This is a genomic window from Candidatus Pelagibacter sp. Uisw_094 (assembly GCF_047729535.1).
GTDB lineage: Bacteria > Pseudomonadota > Alphaproteobacteria > Pelagibacterales > Pelagibacteraceae > Pelagibacter.
In genome coordinates, this window is sequence record NZ_CP159823.1 from 1,138,130 (window position 1) to 1,152,169 (window position 14,040).

General features: G+C 29.6%; 15 protein-coding genes. 5 read left to right on the forward strand and 10 right to left on the reverse strand.

The window, feature by feature from the left end:
• Nucleotides 1-6 precede the first annotated feature (6 nt).
• The 3 genes from ABXT72_RS06245 to ABXT72_RS06255 all read right to left on the reverse strand — a co-directional run bounded on the left by ABXT72_RS06245 (nt 7) and on the right by ABXT72_RS06255 (nt 3,373).
• A complete protein-coding gene (locus ABXT72_RS06245; RefSeq protein WP_415278085.1) occupies nt 7-1,185 on the reverse strand; it encodes a serine hydrolase in 1,179 nt (392 codons plus the stop codon).
• 336 nt (nt 1,186-1,521) lie between these two features.
• On the reverse strand, nt 1,522-1,989 hold the full coding sequence (locus ABXT72_RS06250; protein ID WP_415278086.1) for a hypothetical protein: 468 nt from the start codon (nt 1,987-1,989) through the stop codon (nt 1,522-1,524).
• A complete protein-coding gene (locus tag ABXT72_RS06255) occupies nt 1,955-3,373 on the reverse strand; it encodes a DEAD/DEAH box helicase (RefSeq protein WP_415278087.1) in 1,419 nt (472 codons plus the stop codon). The genes ABXT72_RS06250 and ABXT72_RS06255 overlap by 35 nt, the downstream gene beginning before the upstream one ends.
• 195 nt (nt 3,374-3,568) lie before the next feature.
• On the opposite strand from ABXT72_RS06255, the gene typA reads away from it, so the two are divergent.
• Nucleotides 3,569-5,395, forward strand: coding sequence for a translational GTPase TypA (typA, locus tag ABXT72_RS06260; protein WP_415278088.1), 1,827 nt, complete (start codon nt 3,569-3,571; stop codon nt 5,393-5,395).
• Here typA and ABXT72_RS06265 read toward each other — a convergent pair.
• Nucleotides 5,392-6,039: a YczE/YyaS/YitT family protein gene (locus tag ABXT72_RS06265; protein WP_415278089.1), complete on the reverse strand. Its 648-nt coding sequence runs from the start codon at nt 6,037-6,039 to the stop codon at nt 5,392-5,394. The genes typA and ABXT72_RS06265 overlap by 4 nt on opposite strands.
• Before the next feature lie 52 nt (nt 6,040-6,091).
• Between ABXT72_RS06265 and ABXT72_RS06270 the strand changes: the two genes are divergently transcribed.
• Nucleotides 6,092-6,772 (forward strand): DUF6134 family protein, encoded by a 681-nt coding sequence (locus ABXT72_RS06270; protein ID WP_415278090.1) that lies wholly within the window; start codon nt 6,092-6,094, stop codon nt 6,770-6,772.
• A 2-nt stretch (nt 6,773-6,774) separates the two neighbouring features.
• Here the strand turns inward: ABXT72_RS06270 and ABXT72_RS06275 are convergent, their stop codons facing one another.
• The 4 genes from ABXT72_RS06275 to tldD form a co-directional block, all read right to left on the reverse strand.
• On the reverse strand, nt 6,775-7,215 hold the full coding sequence (locus ABXT72_RS06275) for a hypothetical protein (protein WP_415278091.1): 441 nt from the start codon (nt 7,213-7,215) through the stop codon (nt 6,775-6,777).
• A gap of 230 nt (nt 7,216-7,445) precedes the next feature.
• A complete protein-coding gene (locus ABXT72_RS06280; RefSeq protein ID WP_415278092.1) occupies nt 7,446-7,745 on the reverse strand; it encodes an NAD(P)-binding protein in 300 nt (99 codons plus the stop codon).
• Complete coding sequence (locus ABXT72_RS06285; protein WP_415278093.1) at nt 7,742-9,061, reverse strand: TldD/PmbA family protein; 1,320 nt, start codon at nt 9,059-9,061, stop codon at nt 7,742-7,744. The genes ABXT72_RS06280 and ABXT72_RS06285 overlap by 4 nt, the downstream gene beginning before the upstream one ends.
• 5 nt (nt 9,062-9,066) lie before the next feature.
• Nucleotides 9,067-10,479 carry a metalloprotease TldD gene (gene tldD / locus ABXT72_RS06290; RefSeq protein ID WP_415278094.1) on the reverse strand — a complete coding sequence of 471 codons (1,413 nt, stop codon included), beginning with the start codon at nt 10,477-10,479 and terminating at the stop codon, nt 9,067-9,069.
• Nucleotides 10,480-10,587: 108 nt separating this feature from the next.
• Between tldD and ABXT72_RS06295 the strand changes: the two genes are divergently transcribed.
• From ABXT72_RS06295 to ABXT72_RS06305, 3 genes are read left to right on the forward strand one after another with little or no spacing between them, the layout of a single operon-like run.
• Entirely contained in the window at nt 10,588-10,950 is a 363-nt protein-coding gene (locus ABXT72_RS06295; protein WP_415278095.1) for a rhodanese-like domain-containing protein, read from the forward strand.
• 3 nt (nt 10,951-10,953) lie between these two features.
• On the forward strand, nt 10,954-11,301 hold the full coding sequence (locus ABXT72_RS06300) for a thiol-disulfide oxidoreductase DCC family protein (RefSeq protein ID WP_415278096.1): 348 nt from the start codon (nt 10,954-10,956) through the stop codon (nt 11,299-11,301).
• A 45-nt stretch (nt 11,302-11,346) separates the two neighbouring features.
• The gene (locus ABXT72_RS06305; RefSeq protein ID WP_415278097.1) at nt 11,347-11,889 is read left to right on the forward strand and encodes a tetratricopeptide repeat protein; all 543 of its coding nucleotides are present in this window, start codon (nt 11,347-11,349) and stop codon (nt 11,887-11,889) included.
• A gap of 1 nt (nt 11,890) precedes the next feature.
• Here the strand turns inward: ABXT72_RS06305 and ABXT72_RS06310 are convergent, their stop codons facing one another.
• Together ABXT72_RS06310 and ABXT72_RS06315 are read right to left on the reverse strand one after the other, a co-directional pair.
• Nucleotides 11,891-13,066, reverse strand: a complete 1,176-nt coding sequence (locus ABXT72_RS06310) for a hypothetical protein (protein WP_415278098.1) — start codon at nt 13,064-13,066, stop codon at nt 11,891-11,893.
• An 87-nt stretch (nt 13,067-13,153) separates the two neighbouring features.
• A complete protein-coding gene (locus tag ABXT72_RS06315; protein ID WP_415278099.1) occupies nt 13,154-14,038 on the reverse strand; it encodes a dihydrodipicolinate synthase family protein in 885 nt (294 codons plus the stop codon).
• Between the last annotated feature and the right edge of the window lie 2 nt (nt 14,039-14,040).

The window sequence follows — 14,040 nt, forward strand, 5'->3', positions numbered from 1 at the left end:
GGTTTTTTAATTCTTGATTACTTTATAAACTATTTTTTGCCAATTGTAGTGACGATCGATTGAGTGAACAATAACAATTCTACCACTTGTCATATCTATTAATATTTGTTGACCTGCATAACCATCCATTGCAAATATAACATTCTTCGTACCCCTAAGAGACATATGAAACTGGCCACCATATTGTTTAGTATATGCAAATACAGATTTAGTATCATCTTGTTTTTTCTTTTTATCAACTCTGTTGTCATAGATGTTTCTTAAATAGTCACCAATACAACTATCAGAATTATAATCATCATAAATTGTTTTTGCTACTCTTAAATAATCCTCTGAAGTTGCAAAGAAAGTATATCTTTGACTGCCATGTTTATAATTTGACACCCATTTCCATTTTTTTCCTTCAGCCCACATAGAAACTGGATTTTTAATTCTGACACCACTTTCAACTTTATCAAAATACACAGAGTCTTTAACACCAACGTGATCAGTAAAGATTTCTTTTAATAGTTTCTCATAATCTTTACCAACTTTGTGTATCACATAGTTGATTGCAACATGAGTTGACATTGCACTGTAATTATAGGGAGAGTTTTCTTTTTTTTTCTTTGTACCTTGAAACCATTGCATACTTTCAAATACAGTTTTGTTATTGATAACTTTTTTTTTATCACCTTTAACATATCCATCACCTTTATATTTCTTTTCACCAATAATTTGGTGGTCTCCAGCGGTCATATTAAGTAATTGTAATAAGGTGTTATCGGCATACAAAGTATTATTTAAAACAGCCCAATCATTCATTTTGGCATTTAGATCAATACCATACTTACAAACAGCATGACCTGTAACATAAGAGATCATAGATTTACCCATTGAGTTTGATCTTAAAACATTTTTATTTTTTTTAATTGCATCGTTATAATTTTTCTTATTGATAACAATCTTGCCATTTTCATATAACAAGTAATTAACTAATCCCGTTTTGTCTCTATTATCTAATTGTTTTTGCACATATTGAGAAAGTTTATTATCAACCAATTCTGTTTCTAATTTTTGGTAATTATCACTACCTGGGACTGAATAGTGATTACCAGAGAAGTATTGTTCTTCTGGTTTGTGAGTAGAGTATGCATTTGTATTAAGTATTACTGTTAAGATTGCTATTATAAAATAATTTTTCATACTTAGACCTTCTCATATAAGTAAATCTACCTCAATACTTTTGAGTTCCTTTTGAATTCATTGCTAAAAGTGATGAACTGTGATGAACAATTTTAAGAAAAGATAGATAAATCAGTAACTATTGAACTATTTAAAAAGAATGTAATCCCACTCTTTTTTAAAAAGAATTCAAAGGCCATCTTTTTAGGTGGCCTTTTTTTTTGTTAAGCTGTTATAAGGTTAAGATATGTCAAAAAGATATAGCGGAAAATCATTTAAAGATTCAAGCACTGCTAAAAAGCCAAAATTAAGCCTAAAAGAAAAAAGAAAAAATAAAAAAGAGAAATCTAAAAAGTCTTAGACTTTAGCTCTTTTTTGACTGTGTTTTTTGAAGGTAAAGCTTTTGGGTCTGTCACTTCTACTTTTAAACTTCTTCTTTCCATCAAAACTAGAGCTTTTTTTTTCTCCACTCGTCGATGAGCTTTCAGATGTTTTTTTTCCAAAATATTTAGGATTATTTGTGAAGCCTGTTGGTTTCGAGTCATCTTTTTTAGTAAAACTAGATTTTCCTTTATAACCAAAACTTTTCTCTCCATCTCTTGATGATGAACTAGATCTTCCATAACTAGATGGTTTTGATTTATCTCCAAAACTAGATTTTCCTTTATAACCAAAACTTTTTTTCTCACCGTCTCTTGATGATGAGCTAGATGATTTTCCTTTATAACCAAAACTTTTCTCTCCATCTCTTGATGATGAACTAGATCTTCCATAACTAGATGGTTTTGATTTATCTCCGAAAACTAGATTTTCCTTTATAACCAAAACTTTTTTTCTCACCGTCTCTTGATGATGAGCTAGATGATTTTCCTTTATAACCAAAACTTTTCTCTCCATCTCTTGATGATGAACTAGATCTTCCATAACTAGATGGTTTTGATTTATCTCCAAAACTAGATTTTCCTTTATAACCAAAACTTTTTTTCTCACCGTCTCTTGATGATGAGCTAGATCTTCCATAACTAGATTTTTTTTCGTCTCTGAATTTTCTTTTTTTATTGTATGGTGCTTTTCCTCTTTTACCACTTCTTGAATCTCCTCTTGCTCCACGTGGCGCAGGTTTAAAATTCGGATCAATTAATTTACTAATTTCGTTCCACATCGACCTATCATCTGGTGTAAGAAAAGTTAAAGCAGAACCTTCTGTTCCTGCTCTAGCAGTTCTTCCAATTCTATGAACATAATCTTCTGGCACTTGTGGAAGGTCATAATTTATTACGTGCTGGATTAACGGAATATCTAAACCTCTTGCAGCAACATCTGTTGCAATTAATATTCTCTTAAGGCCTTTTCTAAATGAAGTAATTACACGATCTCTTTTACTTTGACGAAGATCTCCGTGAATAGCATCAGCTGAATGACCTTCTTCTTTAAGACGCTTAACCATTTTATCAGCACCTCTTTTAGTTTTAACAAAAACTAAAATTGATCCTTTTCTTGCTATAAATTGATCTACTAGTTGATCGTATTTATTTTCTTTAAAAACTTGAAGGGTTTCTTGTTTAATTTTTGCAATAGGAACTGATGTTGACCCTGTTGAAATTCTTTGAGGCTTATTTAGATATCTTTCAGAAATTCTAACAATATTCTGAGGTAATGTTGCTGAAAATAATAAGGTTTGATGATCCTTTGGAACAAATTTTAAAATTAACTCTATTTGAGGAGTAAACCCCATGTCCAACATTCTATCAGTTTCATCTAACACTAAATATTTAGTAGCTGATAAATTTAAGCTTTTTCTTTTTAAGTGATCATTAATTCTTCCTGGTGTTCCAACAATTATTCTAGATCTGTTTCCCAATTGTCTAAGTTGTTTTTGCATTGCCTCTCCACCAATAAGCAAGGCAGTTTTAATATTAATTTTATCGCTAATAATACTCTTAATTGCAGCCATTACTTGAGTTGCAAGCTCTCTAGTTGGGCACATAACTAACGCAAAAGCATTTTTATCTAATATTAATTTATTAATTAAAGGGATACTAAAAGCTAATGTTTTTCCAGTTCCTGTTTGGGCCGTTCCTAAAATATCTTTTCCCTCTAAAGCAACTGGTATTGCCATAGCTTGAATTGGAGTTGGTTTCGTAAACTTCATTTTTTCCAATGAATTTTTTAACGAATCTTCTATTTTTAGTAATTTAAAGTTTTCCATTTGGGTATTTAGATTTTTTAAAACTTAAGGAGATATGCTCTTAATCCTTTAATACGTCTAATTTGTATAGGGATATCTATACGTTTTTTTAATAATCACAAGAAGCTAATTTTTTATTAAAATAGCTTTAATAAGGAAATAATGGGTTTTTTTAAGTTTTCAAATGACTCAATTGATGTATAAGAGCCTCAAATTATGAAAAACAATATTCGAAACATCACAATTATTGCACACGTCGACCATGGTAAAACTACCATGATTGATACCCTTATGAAACAGAGTGGTTCATTTAGAGAAAATGAAGTTGTTGATGAAAGGTTAATGGATTCTGGTGAGCTAGAAAAAGAAAGAGGAATTACTATTTTAGCTAAACCTGCTTCAATCAACTGGAAAGATTCAAGAATTAATATTATTGATACACCTGGTCACAGAGATTTTGCTGCAGAAGTTGAGCGTGTATTAAGTATGGCTGATGGAGCATTATTACTTATCGATTCTGCTGAAGGTGTAATGCCTCAAACAAAATTTGTTTTAGCAAAAGCTCTTAAGCAAGGATTAAGACCAATTGTTATAATTAACAAATTAGATAAAGCAGATCAAAGAGCTGACGAAGTTTTAGATGAAACATTTGATTTATTTGTAAGTTTAGATGCAAATGAAGAGCAATTAGACTTTCCAGTTTTATACGCTAGTGGAAGATCTGGGTGGGCTAGCAAAGAAGTTGATGGGCCAAGAGAAAATCTTCACCCACTATTAGATTTGATTATAGAGCATGTAAACCCTGCTGAGCTTGATAAAACGAAGCCTTTCGCAATGCTATCTACTTTATTATATGCAGATAGTTTTTTAGGAAGAAGCTTGGTTGGAAAAATATCTCAAGGTACAGCAAAAGCTAATCAACCTATTAAGGCAATAAATCTTAAAGGTGAGAAAGTTGATGAAGGTAGATTAACTAAAATTTTTAGATACGAGGGAACAAAAAAAGTACCCATCGAAGTTGGTGAAGCGGGTGATATTGTTATAATTGCAGGTTTAGAAAAAGCTAACGTAGCTGATACAATTTGTGATCTAGAAGTGACTGAACCAATACACGCAACGCCCATAGATCCTCCCACTATGTCTATTACTATAAGTGTTAATAGTTCACCTTTAGCTGGGACAGAAGGTAAAAAATTAACAAGTACTCAAATCAGAGATAGATTGGTCACTGAAGCACAAAACAATGTTGGGATTTCTTTTTCTCAAAATAATAATGTAGATGCTTTTGTAATTAGTGGACGTGGTGAATTAATGCTTGAAATCTTATTAACGCAAATGAGACGTGAAGGTTTTGAGATGACAGTAAGCCCTCCAAAAGTTTTGTTTCAAAAAGATGAAAATGGAAACAGAATGGAGCCTATTGAAGAAATCACAGTTGATTTAGATGAAGAGTTTTCATCAAAGATTATTGATTCGATGAACAGAAGAAAAGGTAAATTACTTGATCTTAAAGATACAGGAAAAGATAAAAAAAGATTAATCTTTCATGCACCAACAAGAGGCTTGATGGGCTACACAAGTAGATTTTTAACTTTAACAAAAGGTACTGGTGTGATTAATAGAATCTTCCATGGTTACGGAAAATTTGAAGGTGAGATGGATGGCAGAAAAAATGGTGCTTTAATCTCAATGGCAAACGGAAAAGCTGTTGCATTTGCGATATTTAACTTACAGGCGAGAGGTGAAATGTTTGTAACTCATAACGATCCTGTTTATGAAGGAATGATTGTTGGATTGGCCCCAAAAGCTGGTGATATGATTATTAACGTTATGAAGGGTAAACAGTTAACTAACATGAGAACTCAAGGAACTGACGAAAACGTTGTGCTAACTCCAGTAAGACAAATGTCAATTGCTGAGCAATTAAGTATGTTAAACACTGATGAGGCTTTAGAAATTACCCCTAAATCTCTTAGATTGAGAAAAGCAATTCTTAATCCTAATGATAGAAAAAAGAACGAAAAATCGTCAACACCTCTTTAATTAAAAAACTTTCCAACAATAAATAAACTAAGAGCAACAGCTGGTCCAATTCCAAAAGCAAATAATAAAGTTCCAACTCCTACTGTACCACCCAAATACCAACCGATAGACATCACTGTAATTTCAAGAAAAGCTCTAACAATAGCAATCGGTAAATTTGTTTTTTTTTGTAAACCAACCATTAGTCCATCTCTTGGTCCAGCTCCTAAATTAGCCACTAGATAAATGCCACCACCAAGCCCTACTGTGAGTACCGCTATAATGGCCAAAAATATTTGATAAATATAATTTTCAGGTGTTGGCACAAATTTTATGCAGACATCAATCATCAGGCCAATAATTATTGCATTTAAGATTGTTCCAATTCCAGGTTTTTGTTTTAAAGGTAACCACAATAATAAAACACCAATGCTTACAAATATAGTTATTATTCCAGTAGAAAAATCGACATTCAATGCAATACCTTGTGCAAGAACAGACCAAGGTGAGGCTCCAGCAAAAGAGACAATTAATAATCCCTCACCTAAACCAAATAAAATTAATCCAAGACACAAAAAAAAGAAAGTTGAAATTTTTGGTTTAAGATTTAATGGTTTTTCAGAACTCCAATAAACTTTAGGAATATTTTTGATTTTCAATAACATTTTTTAATAAATTACTTCTTTTAAAATTAAAGTCTATTATTGTTAATACTTTATGAAAAAAATTTTTATACTAATTTTCTTTTTAACATATTCACTTAGCTCTAATGCCCACATGGCGCATTATAGTAAATTTAATAAAATTGAAATGGAGATTTTAAAAGATGGTGAAGTTATCGGCTATAATTACTATTTTTTTAAAAAGGATGGAGATAACACAACAGTCACAAATCAAATTAAGTTTACAGTAAAGTTATTTGGGGCAACAATTTTTGAAATTGAAGGGTACGGAGAGGAAAAATATATTAAAGATAAATTGATTTCTTTTAATTCTAAAACACTTCAAAATGATAAAGAAAAATATGTAGATTTAGAATTTAATGAACAAACAGATAAATTTGATATTCAAGGTTCTTCCTATAGTGGTATGGCATCAACAAAAAACGTAATTGGAAACTGGTGGAGCCACAAAATTTTACAAACTGATAGTCAGATTAGCCCAGTATCAGGTAGTATCAAAGAACAGGTAGTAACGTTTATTGGTAAAGAAAAAATTGAACTTTATGGTAAAACTTATGAGGTAGATCATTTTAAATTAACCTCAAAAGACATGTCTTTACCAAAAGATAAAAGACTTAATTTTGATATATGGTTTAATAAAAAAAATTCTTTAATTTTAAAAGTTACTTATTCTAGATTAGGAAATTGGGAATATAAGGTTAAAAAGTTTGAATAAAATTATTTATTCATTTTATTAAAAAGATCTTGAGCACTTATCCATCCCGATTCTAATCTAGGTCCAACAAACCAATCCGCACAAACTCCAAGGTTTAACGAGGAATTCCAGTAACTTTTAATTCTTAAAGGTTTTGAGTTGGATGAATATTTCCAGCCATGATTTAATGAAAATAAAACTTTAGTTTTTTTGATACCTGTAAGTTTGAAAAACTGCTCAATTAAAGTTTTTGTATTTAGTTTATTATTTTCTCGATTTTTATTAATCTCTTTATTTGCCCATGAGTAAGTACTTTGTAGGGTCCAAAGATCATTTTTACTTTTAAAACGCATTTTACTATTTTCATTTCCAGCCCAGCCTAAAATTTTATCATTAAAAAAATAACTACTAACATTAAGTTTACTTTTTTTTGTAGTCATCATGACAGTTATATTCGCATCCATTTTAATTCTTTTATTGATAAATGAATGTTTAATATATTTTTTTGAAAGTTTTTTTAATTGAGGGAATGGACAGGTTAATATTAAAGATTTATAAAATTTTATTGACCCGTCCGAAAAAGATATTTCCCAAACTTTTTTTTTATTAGCAATTTTAATAACCTCACTACTAAAATTACAATTAATATTTTTTAATAAATATTTGCTAATTGCATTATTGCCTTTTTTACCAATTATCTTAATATGTTTTTTATCTTTTTTTTATCTATATTTAAAAATACATGTCTCCCTCTCCACTTTTTAAGAATTTTTTTTGAAATTAAACTTTTTATAAAACTTTTAAATTGAATACTTTTTGGTGAAATATACTGAACACCATGATCAAAGCTTTCATTCTTATTAAGCTTTTTATTAGATGATCTTCCCCCAACCCCTCTTGCCTTATCATAAACATCTAATGAATATTTTTTACTAAGAGAGTTTGCAATTGTTGCACCAGAAATGCCAGAACCAATAACACAAAAGTCCTTCATTTACCTGCAACTACCATACCTTCTATTAACATCGTAGGAGCATTTGTAGAATATCTAAACTCAAGATCGTCAGCTAAGGTAATGTTTTTGAATATATCTTTAAAATTTCCTGCAATAGTTATCTCACTTACTGGGTATTTAAACACTCCATTTTCAACCATAAACCCTGTGGCACCCACAGAATAATCTCCTGTAACTAAATTGCTTCCATGTCCAATTGTTTCTGTAATGTATAAAGTTCTTTGATTTAATTTTAATAAGTCTTTGTATGAAATAGAGCCTTTTTCAAAATATAGATTACTTGTTCCTCCACTTCTGCCGTTTGACTTTAGGTTTAGCTTTTTCCCATTATAAGTATCTACTAAATAATGTTTTAAAATACCTTGATCTACCAATTTTAATTCATCAGTTTTCACTCCCTCAGAATCAAAATATCTTGATCCTAATCCTTTAACTATATTGGGTTTATCAAAAATATTTATTGAAGATGTAAATATTTCTTCATTAATTTTATCTTTTAAAAAAGATGTACCTCTTGCAATAGATGAGGCAGATATTGCACTTGCAAAAACACTCAATATTCCTTTTGAAATTCTTCTATCAAAGACAATACTAATTTTTTCACTTTCTATTTTTCTTGGATCTAATTTTTGTAATGTTTTTTTTGCTGCCATTGCGCCAATTTGGCTTGGCTTTAACATATCATTTAGATGACAAGTGCTAGTAAACTCATAATCTCTTTCCATTTTATTGTTAGAATCTTTTGCTACCGCAACACATGATGCTGAAAAAGAAGAAGACTTATAACCGTTTAAAAAGCCATCACTGCTTGCTAGTATAAAATTTGATTTTGACTCGGAGAAACCAGTTTCTGTATTGATAATTTCTTTTTTTTGAAATGCGGCCTCCTCCACTTCTTTTAAATATTCAATTTTTTCATCATTCTCTATATGATCATCATCATATAAATTTAGATCATTAATTTTATTAGCTAGTAAGTCTTTATCTGGTAATGAATTATTTTCATCTTCTGGAGTAATTTTTGTTGTTTCAATACATCTTTCTATCAATGTTTTGATATTTTCTTCTGTAAGATTTGAAGAAGAAATACTTGATTTTTTTTTACCAATATAGGTTGTAAGGCTAACACCTAAGCTATCCGATCTATCAGATTCATCTAATTTTTTATTTCTAAAGTTTACTGTTTCTGAGATGGAGTGCATCACAGCAGCAGTTGAATCTGTTGCTCCTAGTTTTTTTGCTAAATCTATGCAAAAAGAAGCTGTCTTTTTTAAATAATCTTGATCTTTAACCATATGATTTATAATTGAGTTCCACCGACAGTCATTTTATCAATTAAGATCGATGGCTGTGCCACACCTACTGGAACACCTTGTCCTGCTTTTCCACAAGTTCCAATACCTGGGTCAAGCATCATATTATTTCCAACTAATGAAACCTCTTTTAAAATTGAAGGACCATCACCAATTAATGTTGCTCCTTTAATGGGTGATCCTATTTTACCATTAATAATTTCATAAGCTTCTGTACAGTTAAATACAAATTTTCCTGAAGTAATATCCACTTGTCCACCCCCGAAGCTTACTGCAAATATTCCTTTATCAACCGATTTAATCATCTCTTCTTGAGAATATTTTCCATTTAACATCATTGTGTTTCTCATTCTTGGAAGAACAACATGTTTGTAACTTTCTCGTCTACCACTACCTGTTGATCTTGTATTCATTAACCTTGCATTTAGTCGATCTTGCATAAAATTTTTTAAAATACCATTTTCTATTAAAACAGTTTTTTCAGTTGGTGTCCCCTCATCATCAATTGTTAGACTTCCTCTTCTATTATGAAGAGTTCCATCATCAACAATAGTAACACCTTCACTGGCAACTCTTTGACCCATTAAATTATGAAAAGCAGATGTTTTTTTTCTATTAAAGTCACCTTCAAGACCATGTCCTATAGCTTCATGGATGAGTATTGCTGGCCAGCCCGATCCTAAAACAACTTTCATTTCTCCTGCTGGCGCAGGTTTGCTTTCAAGATTTACTGAAGCAATTCTAAATGCTTCATCACATACTTTTTTCCAATTATCATCTTTAAGGTATTCATCATAAGATTGTCTTCCACCAATTCCATAAACTCCTGTTTCTTTTTTTCCATCTTTCTCAAGCATGACCGAAACATTAAAACGAATTAAAGGCCTAACATCTGTTAAGACCTCGCCTCCAGATCTTATAATTTCTATAGATTTATGCTCGCCTGCAAAACTGGCAGTAACTTGTTGAACCATTCCACCTTTGGCTCTCGTATAGTTGTTAACTTCTTTTAAAAGATCCAATTTAGATTGTAGTGATTTTTCTTCTATCGGATTAACATCTTTATAAAATTTTTCATTAGTTTGTGGAATTTCATGATTGTAGTTACCATTTTGAGATTTTAATGTTGAGCTTAGATTACTAGCAGATTGTTTTAATGATTTTTTTGAAATTTCATTTGAATGGGAATAAGCCACTACTTCACCTGTTACAGCTCTTAAGCCATATCCGAGATCAGAACTATAACTGGAACTCTTTATTTTATCATCATCAAGTACAATAGATTCACTTTTAGAATTTTCCAAGTAAAGCTCACCATCATCACAATTATTTAATGTTTCAGAAATAATGCTTTCTGCATCTTTCCTTGATAAATCTGTTTTAGTAAAAAAATCACTCATAGATAACAAGTAATAGATAAAATTATTTTTTCAATTGTTGTATTTCGCACATGTACAATCTATCGGATTCTATATAATTTAGAACTAAATTAAAAAAAGGACAATATAATGAAAAAATTTAATGAATTAATGAGCGTTTCTAATGAAATAAAAAATATTTCGGTTGATGAGGCCAAAGAAAAATTAAATGACCCAAATGTTCAATTTATAGACGTAAGAGATAAAAATAGTTTTGAGTCAGAAACTATTGGTAATGCTGTGAATTTAGAAAGAGGCCTATTAGAATTTTACCTTGCTGATGGAAGTCCTTTAGAAAATGAAATGTTTAAAAAAAATCCTGATAAAGAATATATAGTTTTTTGTGGTCTTGGAGGTCAAAGTACACTTGCAACAAAAACTATGCAAGAGATGGGAATAAAAAATGTAAAAAATATGACTGGTGGGATGACAGCTTGGAAAGATAAAAAATAGATTGTGAAAGTTTATTTTAATAATTCATGTAAAATTTGCCGTGCTGAAATAAACTTGTACAAAAAACAGGGTGTTAAAGATATTGAGTGGGTAGATATCACAAATAATAAATCTGCAGAAATAGAAACTCAAAAAAATTCTAAGAGCCTTTTACGTAGACTTCATATTAAAGATGGGGAGAAGGTAATTGGAGGAGCAGAAGCCTTTTTATTAGTGTGGAAAAAAATTCCTAAATACAAGTTTCTTTATAGTTTTTTTAAAGCCCCTATAATCTTTACTTTATTTTCATTTTTTTATGAGATTATTGCCTTCTTTTTATTTCTAAAAAATAAAAAACAGCTTTTAAAATAGTCTTTTAATGTTGAGAAGGGATACTGAATAAAATATATTTTCGATATGAAAATTTTTATTCTATTTTTATTTATATTTAGTTTTATTTCTTCTGCGCAGTCTTCTCAAAAAGATATCTTAAATAATCTTTTCGACCAACTTCAAACTATTAACAATTCAAAGAGTGCTGCTTTATTGGAAAAAAAAATTTGGTCTATTTGGAATGAACATCCCAATGACTTTAGATTAACTGAAAAATTAGAGTTTGGAACTGAGCTGATGCAATATGGTGATTATAATTATGCATTAAAGGTTTTTAGCAATGTATTAGATAATGACCCCAAATGGACTGAAGCTTGGAATAAAAGAGCAACTGTATATTTTTTAATGAGCCAGTTTACAAACTCATTGAATGATATTGATAAAGTTTTGAATATGGAACCTAGACACTTTGGGGCTTTATCAGGACAAGCAAGAATTTTTATAAAAATTCAAGAATACGAAAAAGCAATTAAGAGTATTGAGAATGCATTAAAATTTTATCCCTCATTTAAAAGTCGTGAACTGATACCCGAAATTGAAAAATTAATTAAAGAAAATAGTATCTAATTTAATCTTTTTTAGCTCTTTTTCTTGCAATTAACTGCGTTAACGAGTCGACCATTAAATCAGAGGCTTTAAATATTTCATTTGATTTGAATTCATGAGAAGAATTTTTCTCAGGGTCTGATTTGTCTTCAATAACTATTCCTTCATCGGGTGAATTATTTTTTATATAAATTAACAACAACCACTCTTCATCTGGTGCCTCGTCCCATTTAATAAAGATTTCACCAGTTTCAAATCTTTGGTCAATACATCTAAAAATAGACATATGTCTAGTGATATGCCGTTTGTTTAATTGAAAAACTAAACTACTCGCACTTCTATAAAAGCTTTCAAGAGAAAGCTCTATTTTTTGTCTTGCAATTTTATAGTTTTTCTCTTTTTGGAGTAAAGTTTTTCTATCCTCATCACCTTGAATTTTTACTCCTAGAGCCTCTACTCTTTCTCTTATTTTTTGATCTCTTATAATTCTATATTTATCTTTTAATTTTTCTATTCTTACTTGAAGACCAGCATAATCATCTCTTTTTTCTTTTAATGAAATTTTTTCAAGTTTTTCTAACTCTTTAATTTCTCTTATTCTAAATTTTTCTATTTGTTTTTCTAATTGTAATTGTTTTAGAAATTGTCTTTGTCTCTCAGCATGTTCAATTCTAAGTAATGCTTGCTCCTTGCGTAAAAATAACTTTATGTCTCTTGCTCTTTCTTTTTCAATTTTAATTTCATCTTTTAATGCTTTTTCTTTGAGTTTAGTTTGCTCCTCTTCTTCTTTTACTTTTTGTTTTTGAATTTTTAATTTTTCTTTTTCTTTTTTTTCAATTTCCTCAAGTTTTTTTTTTCTTTTTTCTTCAGCTTTTAGTATTTTGTATTCAAGTATTCTGTTAGCAATACTATCAAAAAATGCTTGAATATATTTTTCTAAACTAAAATTGATTTTAAAATTAAATTCTGGTTTTAAAGAATGTTGAAGAGTAACTACCCTTGATATTAAGGTCGCTTTTTTTTTAGTGTTAACTTTTTTTCTTTTCTTATTTTTTTTTATATTTTTACTTATCTTTTTTTGGTTATTAATATTTTTTTTTATTTTTAAAATTTTTTTTTGTTTTTTATTTATAATTTTTTTAACCTTTTCTTTTGCTAAAGATTTTTTTTTAATAGGGTTTTTTTTTATTTTTTTCATACTTTAAGAAAATTAGATTTATCAATTAATTACTGATAAATATAGTCTCTTGTTAAAATATATTGTGGAAAATCTTATTAAATCTACTTAAGCCATCCTTGAGGATTCTAATGTAAAATTAAGCTTACCAAGATCTTCTAGAAGTTGTTTTTTATCTTTTTCATTTAAAAGACTGACCGGTGGTATAACATTTTTGTAACTGTCATCTTGATCTGACATAAAAGAATGTAACCCTGATATTAAATTATATTGATCAAATGTACTTCTAACCTTGCATAAAGTCTCATTTACAGTTTGCTGTTTTTTTTCATGAAAATCATCATAAACTTTTCTAGATAAATTTGCTGTTACATTGCAAGTTGCCGTAATAATACCATCACATCCGATTTCAAGACCTTTTAAGAGTTTTAACTCTGATCCTGGCATAACCGAGAAATTATCAATCTTTAAATTTTCATATAGATTATACGAGCTGTCTTTAACACCAACTATTTGTTTTGGAAACTTCTTAACAAGCTCTTCAACACATTCAATGCTAAATTTGTAACCACACAACTTTTCAAAGTTGTATAAAATAATCTTACTTTCAGGCACAGCCTCAACCACCCTTGAGTAAAACTCTATTACATCTTTATCACCATACTTATAATAAGCAGGTGGCATTATTAAAAAATCGCTAAAATTTAAAGAGGTTGCAATCTTCATTAAATTTATAGTTTCATTTAAAGAATTAAGCCCAGTTCCAATTAAATATTTTTCCCTATATTTGCTTTTTGATAATTCATTTAATAAAGCAATTTTTTCACTTATGGATATAAGTTGTGCTTGTCCTGTGCTTCCTAAGATAGCAACACCATGGCAGCCTATATCAATTTTTTTTTCAGCATGGTTAACAGTCTTTTCAATGTTTAGACTTAAATTGCTATTAAATACTGACATCGATGCAGCGTAAATACCTTTAATTTTACTCATAT